At 63.8% G+C, this 17,358-nt stretch carries 15 protein-coding genes; 7 read left to right on the top strand and 8 right to left on the bottom strand.

Annotated elements, in window-relative coordinates; genetic code table 11:
- Positions 1 to 3: 3 nt before the first annotated feature.
- Positions 4 to 954 carry a DMT family transporter gene (locus X750_RS139765; RefSeq protein ID WP_023748501.1) on the bottom strand — a complete coding sequence of 317 codons (951 nt, stop codon included), beginning with the start codon at positions 952 to 954 and terminating at the stop codon, positions 4 to 6.
- Positions 955 to 1,178: 224 nt separating this feature from the next.
- Here X750_RS139765 and X750_RS139770 point away from each other — a divergent pair, with 224 nt between their 5' ends.
- Entirely contained in the window at positions 1,179 to 2,042 is an 864-nt protein-coding gene (locus tag X750_RS139770; protein ID WP_023701399.1) for a LysR substrate-binding domain-containing protein, read from the top strand.
- On the opposite strand, the gene X750_RS139775 is transcribed toward X750_RS139770, so the two are convergent.
- The 3 genes from X750_RS139775 to X750_RS139785 form a co-directional block, all read right to left on the bottom strand.
- Positions 2,039 to 2,410 carry a glyoxalase superfamily protein gene (locus X750_RS139775; protein ID WP_023685340.1) on the bottom strand — a complete coding sequence of 124 codons (372 nt, stop codon included), beginning with the start codon at positions 2,408 to 2,410 and terminating at the stop codon, positions 2,039 to 2,041. The two genes, X750_RS139770 and X750_RS139775, sit on opposite strands and share 4 nt — an antisense overlap.
- Before the next feature lie 41 nt (positions 2,411 to 2,451).
- Positions 2,452 to 5,040, bottom strand: coding sequence for a TIGR02302 family protein (locus tag X750_RS139780; RefSeq protein WP_023748500.1), 2,589 nt, complete (start codon positions 5,038 to 5,040; stop codon positions 2,452 to 2,454).
- A 136-nt stretch (positions 5,041 to 5,176) separates the two neighbouring features.
- A complete protein-coding gene (locus X750_RS139785; protein ID WP_023748499.1) occupies positions 5,177 to 6,118 on the bottom strand; it encodes a threonine/serine dehydratase in 942 nt (313 codons plus the stop codon).
- Between the two features lie 50 nt (positions 6,119 to 6,168).
- On the opposite strand from X750_RS139785, the gene X750_RS139790 reads away from it, so the two are divergent.
- On the top strand, positions 6,169 to 6,471 hold the full coding sequence (locus tag X750_RS139790) for a metalloregulator ArsR/SmtB family transcription factor (RefSeq protein WP_023748498.1): 303 nt from the start codon (positions 6,169 to 6,171) through the stop codon (positions 6,469 to 6,471).
- Between the two features lie 20 nt (positions 6,472 to 6,491).
- Here X750_RS139790 and lysA read toward each other — a convergent pair whose 3' ends face one another.
- From lysA to argH, 3 genes are all read right to left on the bottom strand, one after another.
- A complete protein-coding gene (gene lysA / locus X750_RS139795) occupies positions 6,492 to 7,760 on the bottom strand; it encodes a diaminopimelate decarboxylase (protein WP_023748497.1) in 1,269 nt (422 codons plus the stop codon).
- A 64-nt stretch (positions 7,761 to 7,824) separates the two neighbouring features.
- On the bottom strand, positions 7,825 to 8,031 hold the full coding sequence (locus tag X750_RS139800) for a hypothetical protein (RefSeq protein WP_023673325.1): 207 nt from the start codon (positions 8,029 to 8,031) through the stop codon (positions 7,825 to 7,827).
- Between the two features lie 68 nt (positions 8,032 to 8,099).
- Positions 8,100 to 9,500, bottom strand: coding sequence for an argininosuccinate lyase (gene argH / locus X750_RS139805; RefSeq protein ID WP_023748496.1), 1,401 nt, complete (start codon positions 9,498 to 9,500; stop codon positions 8,100 to 8,102).
- A 34-nt stretch (positions 9,501 to 9,534) separates the two neighbouring features.
- On the opposite strand from argH, the gene X750_RS139810 reads away from it, so the two are divergent.
- Complete coding sequence (locus X750_RS139810; RefSeq protein WP_023748495.1) at positions 9,535 to 10,227, top strand: TlpA disulfide reductase family protein; 693 nt, start codon at positions 9,535 to 9,537, stop codon at positions 10,225 to 10,227.
- Here the strand turns inward: X750_RS139810 and X750_RS139815 are convergent.
- On the bottom strand, positions 10,224 to 12,671 hold the full coding sequence (locus X750_RS139815) for an EAL domain-containing protein (RefSeq protein ID WP_023748494.1): 2,448 nt from the start codon (positions 12,669 to 12,671) through the stop codon (positions 10,224 to 10,226). The two genes, X750_RS139810 and X750_RS139815, sit on opposite strands and share 4 nt — an antisense overlap.
- Positions 12,672 to 13,150: 479 nt before the next feature.
- On the opposite strand from X750_RS139815, the gene ugpB reads away from it, so the two are divergent.
- The 4 genes from ugpB to X750_RS139835 all read left to right on the top strand — a co-directional run bounded on the left by ugpB (position 13,151) and on the right by X750_RS139835 (position 17,344).
- Entirely contained in the window at positions 13,151 to 14,461 is a 1,311-nt protein-coding gene (gene ugpB / locus X750_RS139820) for a sn-glycerol-3-phosphate ABC transporter substrate-binding protein UgpB (protein WP_023748492.1), read from the top strand.
- Positions 14,462 to 14,532: 71 nt separating this feature from the next.
- Entirely contained in the window at positions 14,533 to 15,417 is an 885-nt protein-coding gene (gene ugpA, locus X750_RS139825; protein WP_023685330.1) for a sn-glycerol-3-phosphate ABC transporter permease UgpA, read from the top strand.
- Between the two features lie 9 nt (positions 15,418 to 15,426).
- Entirely contained in the window at positions 15,427 to 16,275 is an 849-nt protein-coding gene (ugpE, locus tag X750_RS139830) for a sn-glycerol-3-phosphate ABC transporter permease UgpE (protein ID WP_023694018.1), read from the top strand.
- A gap of 7 nt (positions 16,276 to 16,282) precedes the next feature.
- A complete protein-coding gene (locus tag X750_RS139835) occupies positions 16,283 to 17,344 on the top strand; it encodes a sn-glycerol-3-phosphate import ATP-binding protein UgpC (protein WP_023673333.1) in 1,062 nt (353 codons plus the stop codon).
- Positions 17,345 to 17,358 lie beyond the last annotated feature (14 nt).

Raw genomic sequence — 17,358 nt, 5'->3', positions numbered from 1 at the left:
GCTTCAGGCGACATCCTGAGACGCGGCGAGGACAGGCGCAGCGCTCCGGCGCCGTTCGGTGTTGAGCGCCAGCAGACCGGCGCCGATGATCAGCGCCGCACCGATGGCAGTGGTCGAGCGCGGCACCTCGTCGAAGAACAGGAAGCCCCACAACGGCGACCAGATGATGCCGGTGTATTCGAAGGTGGCGACGCGGTTGGCGGGCGCCAGCCTGTAGGCCTGCGACAGCAGAATCATGCCGGCCGAAGCGACGAAGCCGCAGGCCGCCATCTTGAGGAAATCCGGTGTCGTCGGCCAGACCCACGGCCGCACCAGGAATTCGAGGCTGGGGTGGACAGCATGGGTTATGCCGGCAAGCCAGAATGTGCCGGCAACCGCAGCGGCGCCGACCAGATAGGCGCCGTTCTGGTAGAAGGCCATGACGGTGGAGGATTCGGTGTCGCCGATCTTGCGCGCCATCAGCTGTGAAAAGCCGTAGAGCAAAGCCGAGCCCAACGAAAGCAGCGCCGCCCAGTCGAACAGGCCGGCGCCCGGGCGCAGCATCACGACCACGCCCAGCATGCCGATCAGCACGGTGGCGAGAGCCTGCCAGGATACCCGCTCGCCGAGATAGGGCCCGGCTATCGCCATGATGAACAGGGGCGCCATGAAATAGAGCGCCACCGCGTCGGCGAGCGGCAAGGCAGCGATCGCCAGATAGTAGACCGTATAGGAGGAGAACTGGATGAAGGCGCGTATCGTCAGCAGGCCGAACCGCTTCGAGGCGATGGCCCGCAGGCCGACATCGGCGCGAACGAGAACGACCAGGATCGGCAAAGCGACGATCGAGCGGATCCACATCACCTCGGTCACGGGATAACCGGCTGACACCGCCTTGACCAGCGGGTCCTGGAGCGAGAACACCAGCACGCCAAGGCACAGGCTGATGATGCCGAGAACGATCCGGTTGCGCATGTTGTTCTGCCGGCCCTTGCCTTAACTGCCCGCAGGCGCCCGGCCTGGGTAAAAAGAACCCGCCACCGTTTCGGGCAGCGGGTATGAGTGAGGACTCTTTGATTGGTCCGCAGCCGGTTTCGCGGCGGCATATCCAATGGGTGAGCGGACTATGCTGCGGCGTTTGACATGTTGCAAACGAATTGGAATGATACCAGAGATCAAATTTGCTTATGACGGATTCGATGCGGCCAACCCTCGACAGCGATCTCCTGCGCACCTTCGTCGCCATTGCCGAAGCGGGCAATTTCACCCGGGCGGCGGAGCAGGCCGGGCGCACCCAGTCGGCGGTGTCGATGCAGATGAAGAAGCTCGAGGAGCTGGTCGGCGACAGCCTGTTCGAACGCGGCTCGCGCGGCGTGGCGCTGACGCGCCGTGGCGGCGAGCTGATCGTCAATGCCCGCCGCATCGTCTCTCTGCTCGACGAGACGGCGGCATCGATGGCGGCGGCACCGCTTGGCGGGCCTGTGCGCATCGGCATTCCCGAGGAATATGGTCACGCCATCCTGTCGCGCGCGCTCGGCGCCTTCTCGAAGCGTCACACCAAGGTCGAGGTCACCGTGCGCTATGCACATTCGGGCGCCCAGCTGGCAGCGTTGGCGGCCGGTGAACTCGACCTCGCCGTGGTGTTCGAATGGCAGGATCCTTCCGGCGGCGAGGTGCTGATGCACGATCCGACCGTGTGGGTGACATCGAGCCTGCATCACATGCATGAGGAGCGGCCGGTGCCGATCGCGCTCTACAACCGGGCCGGCTGGTGCAAGGACTTTGCCATCAAATCGCTGGAGCAGCGTGGGCTGGCCTACCGTGTCGCCTATACCAGCGACACCACCGGCGGCCTGAAGCTCGCCGTCACCTCTGGCCTGGCGATCGCGCCGATCTCGCACAGCAATATTCCGGATGGCTGTCGTGAACTCACCGCCGCTGACGGGTTCGGCCATATCGATTCCTCGAATGTGGTGATGCACCGTAGCCCAAATGCCTCAGGCGAAGCTATCGACGGCATGCAGGAGGCGATCCGCGAGGCGTTCGTCAACCGGCCGGCTTAGTCTGTTGCATCCTCGTAGAAATGCAGCCGATTGCCGAAGGGGTCGCCGACCGACACTTCACGGGTCTGCCACGACGTGGTTTCGAGGCCCGGCCGGGCGTAGCGGTATCTCTTGCCGATCAGTTCGCGGTGCAATGCCGCGATGTCCTCGACCTTGATGCGCATGGCTATACCCGGCGCGCCGTCGCCATGATGTTCGCTCAGATGCAGGACACAGCCGTCGCGGATTACACCCATGTAGAGCGGCGCATTGTCGTCGAAGCGGTGCTCGAACTCGACCTTGAAGCCGAGAAAGTCGACATAGAATTCGCGTGCCTTGGCGATGTCGAAGATGCGCAGGATGGGCGTGACGGCACCGAGTTTCGGCATGGCGCTGATACCATTCAGTTCGACGGATGTTGCCTTGGAGGCTACTTCAGCTCCAGCAGCCGCTCGAGGTAGCTGCGCTCGATGTCGGGGCTGAGCGCGTTGCCGAGCCGCTTGCGAATCGCCTCGAGAATCTGGCGGGCGCGCTGCACGTCGATCTCGTCGGGCACTTTCACCGAATCGCCGAAATCGGGTCCGCGGCTGGCGCGCGGTCGGCCCAGCGGATCGCGGCCGGCGTCCTGTTGGCGGCCGCCTTCCTGGCTGCCACCCTGGTCGCCCTGCATCGCCTGCAGCTGCTTCATCATCTCCTTGGCGCCCTTGCGCAGCGCTTCCAGCGCGCGACCCTGGTGGCCGACTGCCTGGTCGCCTTCGCCTTCGCCAAGCGACTTTTCGGCATTGCCCATGGATTTGCCAGCGTCGCCAAACCCCTCATTGGGCTGCATGCCCATGCCTTCCAGGCCCTTCTTCAGCTTGTCGAGTTCGCTCTGCAACTGGCCCTGGCCTTCCTGCAGCTGCTTCATCGCATCGGCGAATTCCTGCGGTGTCATCGACTTCGGCCGGGCGAGGGGATCGCGATCCTTGCCGACGCCCGGCTGGTCCGGATCGTCGCCATTGCCTTCGCCGGGCTGCTGATTATCTCCGCGCTGCATCTGGTCCATGCGATAAGTGTCGTTCATCATCTCCTGCTGGCGGCGCATGATCTCGCCCAGCTTGTCCATCTGCTGGCGCATCTCGCTGTCCTGCTCGCCGCCTTGCTGCTGACGGCCGGCCTGCAGGTTGTTCATCATGTTTTCCAGCTGCGACAGCAGCTCCTGCGCCTTGTCGCGGTCGCCCGACTTCGCCAGGTTCTCGATCTGGTCCATCATGCGGTCGATATCACTCTGACGCAGCTCGCGACCATTCTGCTGCATCTGCGGCGCGTTCGGGTTCTGCTTGGCGCGCTCGGCGAATTCCTGCAGGAATTCGTTCATCGCCTCGCGCAGTTCCTTCATCGCCTTTTCGATCTCTTCGTCGCTGGCGCCGCGCTTGATGGCGTCCTGCAGCGCCTGCTGGGCCTGGCGGAGCCGCTTTTCGGCGGACGAGAGATTGCCTTCCTCGATGCCGAGCGCGATTTCCCAGAGATAGGCAACCTCGTTGCGCAACTGATCGTCGCTGTCCGACATCTTCAGCCGGCTGCGGGCGCTCATGATGGCGAGGTAATGCGACATGTTGTCGAACGTGTCCTCGGGCCGCAGCGTGATGGCGTCCATCAGGTCGAGCACGCGCGGCTTGGCATTGGCGTCGAGCGCCAGCAGGCGGCGCTGCTCGACCACCGACCGCGCCAGCGGGTTGGCGAAGGGCCGCTCCGGCATCACAATAGTCTTGGTTTCGCTGGTCGCGGTGTGTCCGGCATCGTCGGTGGCGACAAGCGACAGCTTGATGCTGGCGCCGGCCCAGACGTGTTCGGTGAGGTCCTTGGTGGTCCTGGCGGCGTTCGCCTTGCCGCCGCGGCGCGGCAGCGCCAGCGGCAGGTCAGGCGGACCGTAGAGCGGATGCGCATCGGGCGCCGCCGGATCCGCCAGCGCGAAAACCGCCTTGGCGGTGGCCGCGCCATAGTCGTCGTCGATCTGGTAGTTGAGCTCGAAAGCGCCGTTGACGGCGCGCTTGGGCTCGCCGACGAAGCGGATCGTCGGCGGCTTGTCGGGGATCACCGCGAAGGCCCAGCGACCGAGATCGGCTTCGCCCGACTTCAGCGTCAGCGTGCCGTCGGCGGTCAGCTTGCCGGTGAACTGGCGCAGCTTGGGGGTCGCCGGATTGACCGCCGCTGCCTTGACGGCCGCCACCTGTGGTCCCGACGGGTCGATGGCGCGAGCATTGCCGCCCTTGTCGGCAAAGCTTAGCGTTTCCTCGCCGGAGCCGCCGGTCACGCGCAGCGAGACGTCGCTGCCTTGCGGCACGGTGAAGGTGGCGACCGCCTGCTTGGCGTTGCCATCGATGATTGGCGCGGTCAAGAAGATGGGTGGCTTGCCGGTATAGGCCGGCGGGGTCACCCAGGCATCGATGCGCGGCGGTACGATGTCGCGCGCCGCATGGGCACTGAAACCATCGGACATCCTGCCGCCGGACGGTCCGAAGGAGAAGGCAAAAGCGGTGACCAACAGCAGCGCCGCCACGGCACGCAATGCCCACGGATCGCGCTCCGGCACGCGGGTACGCGGCAGGTCGGCGCCAAGGCTGCCGAGCTTGTCGGCCATGCGCTTTTGGTGTTCGCGCCACAACGCCTGGGAAAAGATGCTTTCCTTGCCGCTGGGACGGTCGGTCTGCACCAGCACCGGGCTGTGCTGCAACTGGTTGGCGGCCTCGATACGGCGGTCGATTTCAGCGGCGGATGGAAGCTTGAAGAAACGCAGCGGATAGAGCGCCGCCAGCGTGGAAATACCGAACGCCGTGACCATGATAATGCGCGCAATGTCAGGCAGCCGGGGGAAAAGGCCGAGCCAGGAGAGGCTGAGAAACAGGCTGGCGACGATGAGCAGCGGCAGAAGCAGCGGCCAGCCGCGCTCGACCGTCATCGAGATCCGTGTCGCCAGCCGGCTCAGGGCAAGCCGCCCGGCCAGGCTGCGATCGCCACTGGAAATGGGGCGTTCCGTCATCGGCCCTTCCTGCCCGGGCGGGATAGCCAGGACTCAACAAGCAGAAGTTTACCAGCAAACACGGCAAAGGCGAGGCGGTTCCGGAAAACTTGAAAAGCTTTGACGGGTTTGCGTCCCACTTCAGTCGAAGCAAGGTTTAGAATTTCGCCGGATCGGTATTCGAGCCGCAGACAAGGACGGCGATCCGCTCGCCCGGCGCCGGCGTGTAGCGGCCGGACAGCAGCGCTGCGAAGGCCGCTGCGCCGCCCGGCTCGGCGATGATCCGCACCCGCTCCCACAGCGCCTTTTGCGCGGCGATGATGGCGTCGTCGGTGACTAGGATGGAGCGTTCGACGAAGGCCTCGGCGATCGGGAACATCATCTCGCCGACGCGTTTGGGCGCCAGCGAATCGGCGGCGACGCCTTCGGCCGGCGCATCGACGGGGTGGCCGGCTTCGAAGGCGTGATGCAGCGTCGGCGCGCCTTCGGGCTCGATGGCGATGATCCTGATGCGGCCGGCAAACCAGGCGGCGATGCCGCCGATCAGGCCGCCGCCGCCGACAGCGACCAGCAGCGTGTCGATGTCGGGCAGATCGTTTTCGATTTCGAGGCCGAGCGTGCCTTGGCCGACCAATGTTTCCTCCTGGTTGAAGGCATGGATCTGCAGCGCGCCGGTCTTTTCAGCAAAAGCCTCGCTGGCGGCCAGCGCCTCGGCATAGCGGGCGCCGCCGACGATCAGTTCGGCGCCGTAGCCGCGGATGCGCTGCAGCTTGGCCGCCGGGCTGAGTTCGGGAACGAAGATCGTCGCCTTGTGGCCAAGCCGCATGGCGGCATAGGCGACCGCGGCGCCATGATTGCCGCCCGATGCGGCGACGACGCCGGCCGCAGGCACCGGCCGTTCGAGCAGATTGGTGAAGGCGCCGCGCGCCTTGAACGAGCCGGAATGCTGCAGGCATTCGAGCTTGAGGTCGACCGCCAGCGGCGGCCGGTCGAAATCGGCCATGTCGACGCGCAGCACCGGCGTGTGCCTGATATAGGGGCGGATGCGCGGTTCCATCGCGGCGATGCGTTCGCGCGTGACGGTGTTGCCGTTCGTCATGACCATCTCCTTGGGATTGACAGCAATTAGTAACTTGGCAAAATGGCTAAATGCAAGAGGTTGAAATCTTCAAGGCGATCGCCAATGAACGCAGGCTGCAGATCCTCGACTGGCTGAAGGATCCGCAGGCGCATTTCCCGGCCCAGGCAGACGGCGATCTGGTCGAGGATGGCGTTTGCGCGCTGCTGATCGCGGAGAAGCTCGGCATTACGCAGGCGACGCTCTCCGAACATATGCGCGTGCTTACCCAGGCCGGCCTGCTGCGGCCCAAGCGCATCAAGCAATGGACGTTCTACCGCCGCGACGAGGACAGCATCGCCGACGCAAGGTTGCTCATCCAGAACCGGCTGTAGCGCAGCCGGCGCTGCGGCTCCTATGCAAGCCAGTCGGGCACCGAATCCAGGCCGATCAGCTCGTCATAGGTCTGGCGCCGGCGCACGACGTGGAAACGGTCGCCGTCGACCAGAACCTCAGGCACAAGTAGGCGGGTGTTGTAGGTGCCGGATTGCACCGCGCCATAGGCGCCGGCGGTGGTGACGGCAATGAGGTCGCCAGACTTGAGCCGGGGCAGGTCACGGTCGAGGCCGAGATAGTCGCCGGTCTCGCAGACCGGGCCGACGACGTCGACCGCCATGCGCGGCGTGTCGGCCGGCGGCTGCACCACCGGCTTGATGTCGTGGAAGGCATCGTAGAGCGTCGGCCGGATCAGATCGTTCATGGCGGCGTCGACGACGAGGAAGTTCTTGGCGTCGCCTTCCTTCACGAATATCACTTCCGAGACCAGGATGCCGGCATTGCCGACGATCAGCCGGCCCGGCTCGAACATCACCTTCACTCCAAGCTTTGTCAGATGCTTCCTGACGATCTCGGCATAGGCATCGGGCAGAGGCGGCGGGCTGTTGTCGGTGCGGTAGGGGATGCCGAGGCCGCCGCCGAGATCGACATGCTCGACGGCGTGGCCATCGGCGCGCAGCGCGCCGACCAGTTCCGCCAGAAGCGCGAAAGCATCGTCAAAGGGCTGCAACTCGGTGACCTGGCTGCCGATATGGGTATCGATGCCGATGGGCTTGGTGCCCGGCAGCCCGGCCGCGCGGGCATAGACCTGGCGCGCCCTTTGCCATGGAATGCCGAACTTGTTCTCGGCCTTGCCGGTGGAGATCTTCCTGTGCGTCCTGGCGTCGACATCCGGGTTGATGCGCAGCGAGACCGGCGCCACCTTGCCGAGCGCGGTGGCGCGGGCCGACAGCAACTCCAGCTCCGGCTCGGATTCGACATTGAAGCAGAGAATGCCGGCCTCGAGCGCAAAATCCATTTCGCGCGCGGTCTTGCCGACGCCCGAGAATACGATCTTGCTGGCCGGGATGCCGGCGGCGAGCGCGCGGCGCATTTCGCCTTCCGAGACGGTATCGGCGCCGGCGCCGAGCTTTGCCAGCGTCCGCAGCACCGCCTGGTTGGAATTCGCCTTCAAGGCGTAACAGACCAGCGTGTCGAGACCGGCAAAAGCCCCGGCGAACACCCGGTAGTGCCTCGTCAAGGTTGCCGTCGAATAACAATAGAACGGCGTGCCGACGCTTGCGGCGATGTCTGGTATCGCCACGTCCTCGGCATGGAGCACGCCGTCGCGGTAGTCGAAATGGTTCACGAGAGTGTTTCCGGAAGTTGGAGCACGAGACCTGGCCAGAAAGACCAAGCCGGTCTCATCGGCTCTAGATCAGCGGGTCCAGGATGAACTTCTTGTCCACGACCGGTTTTTCCGGCTCTGGCGGCACCGGCTGTTTGGCGCGCTCGGCGTCCTTGCGGGCCTGGACGGCCGCTTCATAGGGCGTGTCGAGACCAGCCTTACGGCCGCAAGCGGTCACGGCAGCCATCGCCGTCAGCAGCGTCAGCGTCACCAAAATCCTGCTTGCGGTCATCGATCCATCCGTCCGAAACTTTATGTGCTGCGCTTTTAACCGAGTTTTAGGCGCATTGCACCCCGGCATCATGCCTTGGCGATGCGCTTTTTCCAGCTGCGGATCTGCTTCCTGACCTCCGACGGCGCCGTGCCGCCGAAACTGGTGCGGCTCTTCACCGAATTCTGCACCGCCAGAACCGAGAAGATGTCTGCCGTGATGCCGGGGTTGATCGACTGCAGATCTTCCAGCGACAGCTTTTCAAGGCTCACCTTCTTCTCTTCGGCCACCGCCACCGCGCGGCCGGTGACATGGTGTGCCTCACGGAAGGGCAGGCCCAGCGTTCGCACCAGCCAGTCGGCGAGGTCGGTCGCGGTCGCGTGGCCCGAGCTGGCGGCCTTCTTCATGGCGGCGGCATTGACCGTCATGTCGCGCACCATGCCGGTCATCGCCGCCAGCATCAGATCGAGCGTCTCGGCGGCGTCGAAGACGGATTCCTTGTCTTCCTGCATGTCCTTGCCATAGGTCAGCGGCATGCCCTTCATCACCGTCAGCAGCCCGACGAGATGGCCGGTGACGCGGCCGGTCTTGCCGCGCACCAGTTCGGCGGCGTCCGGGTTCTTCTTCTGCGGCATGATCGAGGAGCCGGTGGAGAAACTGTCCGACAGTCTGACAAAGCCGAATTGCGGCGTCGACCAGATGATGATTTCTTCGGCGAGCCGCGACAGATGCGTGGCGGAGATCGCCACCAGGCTCAAAAACTCCAGCGCGAAATCGCGGTCGGAGACGCTGTCCAACGAATTGCGCATCGGCTCGCGGAAGCCGAGCGCCTTGGCGGTCTTGTGGCGATCGATCGGAAAACTGGTGCCGGCAAGCGCTGCCGCGCCGAGCGGGCTTTCATCCATCCGCTCGATGGCGTCGCGGACGCGCGACAGGTCGCGCGAAAACATCTCGACATAGGCCATGCAATGGTGGCCGAAGGTCACCGGCTGCGCCGCCTGCATGTGGGTGAAGCCGGGCATCACGGTCGCCGCATGCTCCTCGGCGCGATCGAGCAAGGCTGAGATCAGCCCCTTCAGCGCCTCGGCGACGCGAAAGCACTCGTCCTTGACCCAGAGCCGGAGATCCACCGCCACCTGGTCGTTGCGTGACCGCGCCGTGTGCAGGCGGCCGGCGGCCGGGCCGATCAGATCGGCGAGGCGGGCCTCGATGTTCATGTGAATGTCTTCCAGCCGGGTCGAGAACTCGAACGTGCCGGCCTCGATCTCTTTCAGGATCGTGTTCAGCCCGTGAGCGATCTTTTCTTGATCGGCCGCCGAAATAATGCCCGTTTCAGCCAGCATCTCGCTGTGGGCGATCGAACCTCTTATGTCTTGGGCATAGAGTTTGCGGTCGAACGAAATCGACGCGTTGATCGCTTCCATGATCGCGGCCGGACCCGAGGCAAAACGTCCGCCCCACATCTGGTTGCTGGCCTTCTTGTCGCTCATCGCTATAACCCGTGCTCCGGAGCAGTCTTAGAAAATGGCAGACGGTAGCAGATACTTCCCGGCCCCGCGCCTGATCCTCGCCGCTTTGCTGGCGGGCGTGCTGGCCAGCGTGGTCGCGGTATATGTCAGCGAGAGCGGGTCTGGCAACAACGCAGCCACCGGCAGCGCACCTGCGGCCGGCGCGGGCAACAGCAAGGACGACGTCGCCTGCGCCGCCAAGAGCGACCGCGCCAAAAAGGTTGCCGCCGCGGCCACCGGCCAGGTGGCGGCATTGCTGCCCGCCGATCCGCCGCAATCGCTGAAAAGTCTCGCCTTCAACGGTCCCGACGGCAAGCCGATGACGATCGCCGATCATGCCGGCAAGACCGTGCTGCTCAACCTGTGGGCGACGTGGTGCGCGCCCTGCCGCGCCGAAATGCCGGCTCTCGACGCCTTGCAGAAGGAAAAGGGCAGCGATGCCTTCGAAGTGGTCGCGGTCAATGTCGATGCCGGCGACGATGTGAAGCCGAAGAAGTTCCTCGCCGATATCGGCATCGGGTCGCTCGGCTACTACCGCGATTCGACGCTGGCGCTGTTCAACGACGTCAAGACGCGTGGCTTGGCGCTAGGCCTTCCCGTCACCATGCTGATCGACGGCGAAGGCTGCCTGATCGCGCATATGAACGGACCGGCAGAATGGTCGGGACCGGATGCCAAGCGCCTGGTCGAGGCCGCACTCGCCCCTTAAGATGAGCGCAGGGCCGCCGCCGGCGGCAGCATCAAGATGCTGCCGCCGCGTTGTTTGACGCTGGCGTCGTCGTGTGCCGCCGGCGCCGCGACGCCGGTCAGTTCGCTGAACGCCTCGATCGGGCTCGGCCGGCCTAGATAGTAGCCCTGGCCGATCTCGCAGGCCTCGGCGTCGAGGAATTTCAGCTCGCCCAGCGTCTCGACGCCCTCGGCCAGAACCGGCAGGCCGAGACCGCGGCCAAGCCCCAGAACGGCGCGCACGATGGCTGCCACCTGGCCGTTGCTGTCGACTGATTTGATGAATGAGCCGTCGATCTTGATCTTGTCGAAGGGGAAGGCGCGGAGATTGGACAGCGAGGAGTAGCCGGTGCCGAAATCGTCCATCGCCACACGCACGCCAAGCGCCTTCACCTGGCGCAAGGTCGCCAGCGCGCGCGGCATGTCCTTGACCAGCGCCGTTTCGGTGATCTCGAGTTCGAGCCTGCCGGGCGTCAGGCCGGAGCCGAGCAGGACTTCATGCACCTTGCGGCTGAAATTCGGATTGTGGAGCTGCACCGCCGAGACATTGACCGCGACGGTGAGAGGGTTCTTCCAGCGCGCTGCCTCGGCGCAGGCCGTCGCCAGCACCCATTCGCCGATCTGGATGATGACGCCGCTGTCTTCGGCCACCGGGATGAAGGTCGCCGGCGACACGTCGCCGCGCTGCGGATGATGCCAGCGGATCAGCGCTTCGAACCCGACCATCCGCCCGCTGCTGATCTCCTTTTGTGGCTGGTAGACGAGGCGAAACTCATCGCGCGCCATGGCCTGGCGCAGTTCGTGCTCCATCACGCGCCGGTCTCGCGCCTCGGCGCCCATCGAGGCCTCGAAGTAACGGTAAGTGTCCTTGCCCTCGGCCTTGGCGCGGTAGAGCGCGGTGTCGGCGTGGCTGACCAGGAGTGTCGGCTCATCGGCGTCGAGCGGATAAAGTGCAATGCCGATGCTGGCCGACACCAGCCCGCCACCGACCGACAGCCGGTTTTCCTCGCGCATGGCCGCCAGCACCGCCTCGGCGATGCGGCCGGCCGCCTGCGGATCGGGAAGGTTCGGAGCGATGATGGCGAACTCGTCGCCGCCGAGACGCGCCAGCATCTGTCCGTGGCGGAGCACGGCGGAGGCGCATAGCGCCACCTTCTGCAGCATGGCATCGCCGGCGCCATGCCCGAACAGGTCGTTCACTTCCTTGAAGCGGTCGAGGTCGAGCAGCAGCAGCGCAAGATGCCCACCCTTGCCGCCGCGATCCATTGCGGCAATTTCGGCCTCGAGCCGGCCGGAGAAACTGCGGCGGTTGGGGAGCCCGGTCAACGGGTCGAAATGGGCGAGGCGCAGGATCTCCTGCTCGGCCTTCCTGCGTTCGCGGATGTCGCGCACGGCGACCACGCTGTGCCGCTTGCCGCAATAGTCGATGCTTCTGGCGATAAGTTCGACGGGGATGGTGGCGCCGTCATGGGCTCTGAGTTCGGCTTCCTGTGCCTGTCCGCTGCAGTCGGACATGCCGGCCGCGGTGCGTTCGCCGAAGAGGTCGCCAAGCAGCATCGCGTTCAGCACTTCCGGCGCAATGCCGGTGAGTGCCGCGATGCTGTCATTGGCGCTGACGATGCGGGCGCCGTCGCAGACGATCAGCCCCTCGACGGCGGCGTTGGCGAGGCCGTGCATGCGCTCGGCCTCGAGCTTGTGACGCCGGAAGCGAAGGTCGATCCACAATGCTGCGGCTGAAAGCACCAGGATAGCCATGCTGACTGCAGCGGCGGCGAAGGCCTGCGACACCGGTTCGACCGTGAACTGCGATATCTCGATGGAGGAGTCCGGGAAGATCGACACCGCGCCCATGGCGATGAAGTGCAGGCTGCAGATCGCCAGCGTCAACAGGATGGCGGCGGCGATTGTGGCCTGCATGGACGGCCGTCGCAACACGACCAGCAGCGCCAGCGCGGCGAGGGTGACGCCTGTCAGCACCGAGACGCCGACCAGCAGCGGGTTCCAGACGATGCGCCCTTCGACCTCGAAGGCGGCCATGCCGATATAGTGCATGGCGGCGATACCAGCGCCGAGGACCGCGCCGCCGACCAGAGGGTAGTCGATGCCCCGGCGCAAGGTGGCGATCCACATGCCCGCAGCGGTCAGGGCGACGGAACCGGCGAGCGAAAGCGCCGACATTTCCGTATTGTAGGCGTTGGGGATTCCGGGAGAAAAGGCAAGCATTGCGATGAAGTGCGTCGCCCAGATACCGAAGCCGGTGGAAGTGGCTGCTATCATCAGCCAGGTATAGCGGTTGCGCTCGCTCGAGCGGTCGACATGGCGAAGCAGGTTGACCGCCGAGAAGGAAGAAATACCGCAAATGAGCGCTGCCAGTGCGACCAGTCTCAGATCGTGCTCATGCACGATACAATTATAGACCGTCAGCATCTCGCCCCACCTGCTCTCCCACAGCAATCAAGCCGTCCACTTGATTAGTATGCCGCGCTTGACGAAGAATCGGTTATGCGAACTACAACTACAGCGGGTTTTTCGGGTTGTACCTTGCGGCGATCCTGTCTCATTCCAGACGCACGGTTACAGCAGCGCCTGGCGCGATGCCGCTCGGCCGATCTCGATCTGGCCGAGCGCCGGTATGGCGGCCGCACGGTGCAGGTGCGTGGCGCTGTCACGCGGGCCCTTCACGCATCGCTGGGCGGTCGGCGATCCTTGCAGGCCCACCATGCCCCATTCTATCGCTGAGCCGGCTTGGCATTTCTCTCTGTCCTCGTTGCAAGGCGAAGGGGCGCGAAGTTAGCCGGGTATGAAATTCACGAAACAGCAACAAATCCGTTGTCCGATTGTCATCAGCGACACATATTGCCTTTGCGGGAGTGCCCCTTTCGCCAATGACAAACGGGAGATGAAACATGAAGTTGTTCGGCTTTGCGGCCGGTGTTGCCGCCACCTTGACCCTGCTTTCCACCACCTCCGCCTTCGCCGCCACCAAGATCAGTTGGTGGCATGCCATGACCGGCGCGAATGCCGAGGTGGTCGACAAGATCGCCAAGGATTTCAATGCCAGCCAGAGCGACTATGAAATTCTCCCTGTTTTCAAGGGCACCTATCCCGAAACGCTGAATGCCGGCATCGCTGCCTATCGTGCGGGGCAAGCGCCCGACATCATCCAGGTGTTCGACGTGGGTACCGGCGTCATGATGGCAGCCGAAGGTGCGATCAAACCGGTGGCCGATGTGCTGACCAGCGCCGGCGTGACCTTCGACAAGAGCCAGTATTTGCCCGGCATCGTCGGTTACTATTCGAAGCCGGACGGGACCATGCTGTCCTTCCCCTATAATTCCTCGTCGCCCATCCTCTACTACAACAAGGATATTTTCCAGAAGGCCGGGCTTGATGTGAACAACCCGCCAAAGACCTGGAACGAGGTGTGGGAAGCCGCCAAGAAGATCAAGGCGAGCGGCGCCGCTTCCTGCGGCTATACCTCGACGTGGTTGACCTGGATCCACCTTGAGGCCTTCGCGGCCTGGAACGACGTTTCCTATGGCACCAACCAGAACGGACTTGCCGGAACCGACGTCGAGCTCAAGATCAATGCGCCGATCTTCGTCAATCATTTCCAGGCGCTCGCCGACCTGGCCAAGGACGGCACCTTCAAATATGGCGGCCGTACATCCGAAGCCAAGCAGATCTTTCTTGCCGGAGAATGCGGCATCTTCACCGAATCGTCGGGGGGTCTCGGTGACATCGTCAAGTCGGGCATGAACTACGGCATCGGCCAGCTTCCCTATGATAGTGACGCCAAGGGCGCGCCCCAGAACACCACGCCGGGCGGCGCCAGCCTGTGGGTGTTCGGCAACAAATCGGACGAGGAATACAAGGGCGTCGCGGCGTTCTTCTCCTACCTGTCCAAGACCGAAGTGCAGGAGTATCTGCATCAGAAGTCGGGTTATCTACCGGTGACGCTCGCTGCCTATGAGGCGACCAAGAAGTCCGGCTTCTATGACAAGAACCCGGGCCGTGAGACGCCGATCCTGCAGATGCTGGGCAAGGCGCCGACCGAGAACTCGAAGGGCGTGCGCCTCGTCAACCTGCCGCAGGTGCGCGACATCGAGAACGAGGAGTTCGAGAAGATGCTGGCCGGCCAGCAGACTGCGCAGCAGGCGCTCGACAACGCGGTCGCACGCGGCAACAAGGCGATTCAGGAAGCGATCGGAAACTGAAGCGATTTGTCAGTTGAACCTCGTCCACGCGGACCCGCGTGGACGATTTCCTGCACAGCGAGGGAATCACCCTGTCTCCACGCGTCGTCTTTCCCAACAAGACCCTGCCTTATCTGCTGGTGGCGCCGCAACTCGCCATTACGCTGATCTTTTTCTACTGGCCGACGGGGCAGGCGCTCTACCAGTCGATGCTCAGGGAAGACCCGTTCGGGCTGAAGAGCAAGTTCGTCGGGCTCGCCAATTTTCGCAAGGTGCTGGCCGACCCGGCCTACCTCAACTCGATCAAAGTTACGCTGGTGTTCTCTCTGGCGACCGCGATGGTCGCCATGGGTGTGGCCCTGTTGCTTGCCGTCATGGCCGAGAAGGTGGTGCGCGGCAAAGGCCTTTATCGCACGCTGCTGATCTGGCCGTATGCGGTGGCGCCGGCGATTGCCGGCATGTTGTGGCTGTTTCTGTTCAACCCCTCGATCGGTTCGCTGGCCTACGCCTTGAGAGGTCTCGGCATCGCCTGGGATCCCTTGCTTAACGGAAACCAAGCCATGATCCTGCTGGTATCTGCGGCTGCCTGGAAGCAGATCAGCTACAATTTCCTGTTCTTCGTCGCCGGGCTGCAGGCGGTGCCGAAGACGTTGATAGAGGCGGCGGCCATGGACGGCGCCGGGGAGACGAAGCGCTTCTGGACCATCGTCTTCCCGCTGCTCGCACCGACGACCTTCTTCCTGCTGGTCGTCAACACTGTCTATGCGCTGTTCGACACTTTCGGTATCGTTCATGCGGTCACCGGCGGCGGGCCGGGCAAGGCCACCGAGACGCTGGTCTACAAGGTCTACAATGACGGTTTCGTCAATTTGATCCTCGGCGATTCGGCCGCGCAGTCGGTCATCCTGATGGTCATCGTCATCTCACTCACGGCCATCCAGTTCCGCTATGTGGAACGCAAAGTCCACTACGGTTGAGCGCGAGCGATGATTGGTCAGTCCCCGCTTCGCGCCCTCATCGCCCACGCCGTGCTCATCCTGGGCATCCTGATCGTCGCTTTCCCGATCTACTACACCTTCGTTGCCTCCACGCAGACGCTGCAGACCATCCTCAAGCCGCCATTGCCTCTTTTGCCCGGCGACCAGGTCTGGAACAATTACAGCGAGGCGCTGTTCGGCGGTGTCGGCCGCATCGGCGGCGTCAGTGTCGGCCGATTGCTGCTCAACACCACGATCATGGCGCTCGGCATCGCGGTGGGGAAGATTTTCATCTCGATCCTTTCGGCCTATGCGATCGTGTTCTTCCGTTTTCCGCTTCGGATGGTCTTCTTCTGGCTGATCTTCATCACGCTGATGCTTCCCGTCGAGGTGCGCATCCTGCCGACCTACAAGGTGATGGTCGATCTCGGCATGATCGACACCTATGCCGGCCTGATCATTCCGCTGATCGCCTCGGCCACCGCCACGCTTCTGTTTCGCCAGTTCTTCATGACCATCCCAGGTGAGTTGGTGGAAGCGGCGCGTGTCGACGGCGCCGGACCATGGCGCTTCTTTTTCGACATCCTGCTGCCGCTGTCGCGCACCAACATCGCGGCGCTGTTCGTCATCCTCTTCATTTATGGCTGGACGCAGTACCTGTGGCCGCTGCTCGTCACCAACAGCAATGACATGAACACCATCGTCATCGCACTTAGAAAGATGGTCTCCTTCGCCGATGCCGATACCCAATGGCATCTGGTCATGGTCACCGCGATGCTGGCCATACTGCCGCCGATCCTGATCGTGGTGCTGATGCAACGCTGGTTCGTGCGCGGACTGGTCGATACCGAAAAGTGAGAAGCTGATGGCGACCATCGATCTGAAGGATGTGAAGAAAGTCTATCCCGGCGGCGTCGAGGCGGTGAGGGGTGTCTCGATCGCCATTCCCGACAAGGAGCTTTGCGTGCTGGTTGGGCCGTCCGGCTGCGGCAAGTCCACGCTGCTGCGGATGATCGCCGGGCTTGAGACCATTTCTTCCGGCACCGTCGCCATCGACGGCAAGATCGTCAACACGATCGGTCCGACCGAGCGCGACATCGCCATGGTGTTCCAGAACTATGCGCTCTATCCACATATGAAGGTCTACGACAACATGGCCTACGGGTTGCGCAACCGGGGTACTCCCAAGGACGAGATCGACAGCAGGGTTCGCTCGACCGCCAAGGTGCTGGAGCTCACGGCGCTGCTCGACCGGCGCCCGCGCGAGCTTTCCGGCGGCCAGCGCCAGCGCGTGGCCATGGGTCGCGCAATCGTGCGCAATCCAAAAGTCTTCCTGTTCGACGAACCGCTTTCCAACCTCGACGCCAAACTGCGCGGCCAGATGCGGGTCGAAATCAAGAATTTGCAGCGCTCGCTCGGTGTCACCTCGGTCTACGTCACCCACGACCAGCTTGAGGCGATGACGCTGGCCGATATTCTCGTCGTCATGAATGGCGGGTTGGTCGAGCAGACGGGCGCGCCGCTCGACATCTACGAGAAGCCGGCATCGACCTTCGTCGCCTCCTTCATCGGAGCGCCGCCGATGAACCTTCTGCCTCTTTCGCAAGGACCGGCTGGTCCGGCGCTGACCGACGGCAAGACGGTTGACTTCGCGCCTACGAACGCCGCCACGCTTGGCTTCCGCCCTGAGGATGCCGACGTCACCTTCAGTGCCGAGGCATCATCCGGCGCGCTTATTCTGCCTGCGGCGGTCGAGGCGGTCGAACCTGTGGGAGCCGAAAGCTTTCTTCACTGTGCCGCCGGCGGCAACCGCATCGTCGTGCGTGTGGCCGGCCGCGCCACGGCCAAACCCGGCGATCAACTGCGCGTCGTGGCCAGGGCCGAGAAGCTGCATTGGTTCGACAATGCTGGGAAACGAGTCGATTGACGCAGCCGCTCGCG

Source organism: Mesorhizobium sp. LNJC391B00, from assembly GCF_000502535.1.
Taxonomy (GTDB): Bacteria; Pseudomonadota; Alphaproteobacteria; order Rhizobiales; family Rhizobiaceae; genus Mesorhizobium.
The sequence above is the reverse complement of the archived record's forward strand: the minus strand, read 5'-3'. Positions and strand labels throughout refer to the sequence as shown.

What these genes read in the sequence shown, in the direction of transcription:
- X750_RS139765 (WP_023748501.1), bottom strand. Translation starts at nt 954, where the DNA reads ATGCGCAACCGGATCGTTCTCGGCATCATCAGCCTGTGCCTTGGCGTG.
- X750_RS139770 (WP_023701399.1), top strand. Translation starts at nt 1,179, where the DNA reads ATGCGGCCAACCCTCGACAGCGATCTCCTGCGCACCTTCGTCGCCATT.
- X750_RS139775 (WP_023685340.1), bottom strand. Translation starts at nt 2,410, where the DNA reads ATGCCGAAACTCGGTGCCGTCACGCCCATCCTGCGCATCTTCGACATC.
- X750_RS139780 (WP_023748500.1), bottom strand. Translation starts at nt 5,040, where the DNA reads ATGACGGAACGCCCCATTTCCAGTGGCGATCGCAGCCTGGCCGGGCGG.
- X750_RS139785 (WP_023748499.1), bottom strand. Translation starts at nt 6,118, where the DNA reads ATGACGAACGGCAACACCGTCACGCGCGAACGCATCGCCGCGATGGAA.
- X750_RS139790 (WP_023748498.1), top strand. Translation starts at nt 6,169, where the DNA reads ATGCAAGAGGTTGAAATCTTCAAGGCGATCGCCAATGAACGCAGGCTG.
- X750_RS139800 (WP_023673325.1), bottom strand. Translation starts at nt 8,031, where the DNA reads ATGACCGCAAGCAGGATTTTGGTGACGCTGACGCTGCTGACGGCGATG.
- argH (WP_023748496.1), bottom strand. Translation starts at nt 9,500, where the DNA reads ATGAGCGACAAGAAGGCCAGCAACCAGATGTGGGGCGGACGTTTTGCC.
- X750_RS139810 (WP_023748495.1), top strand. Translation starts at nt 9,535, where the DNA reads ATGGCAGACGGTAGCAGATACTTCCCGGCCCCGCGCCTGATCCTCGCC.
- X750_RS139815 (WP_023748494.1), bottom strand. Translation starts at nt 12,671, where the DNA reads ATGCTGACGGTCTATAATTGTATCGTGCATGAGCACGATCTGAGACTG.
- ugpB (WP_023748492.1), top strand. Translation starts at nt 13,151, where the DNA reads ATGAAGTTGTTCGGCTTTGCGGCCGGTGTTGCCGCCACCTTGACCCTG.
- ugpE (WP_023694018.1), top strand. Translation starts at nt 15,427, where the DNA reads ATGATTGGTCAGTCCCCGCTTCGCGCCCTCATCGCCCACGCCGTGCTC.
- X750_RS139835 (WP_023673333.1), top strand. Translation starts at nt 16,283, where the DNA reads ATGGCGACCATCGATCTGAAGGATGTGAAGAAAGTCTATCCCGGCGGC.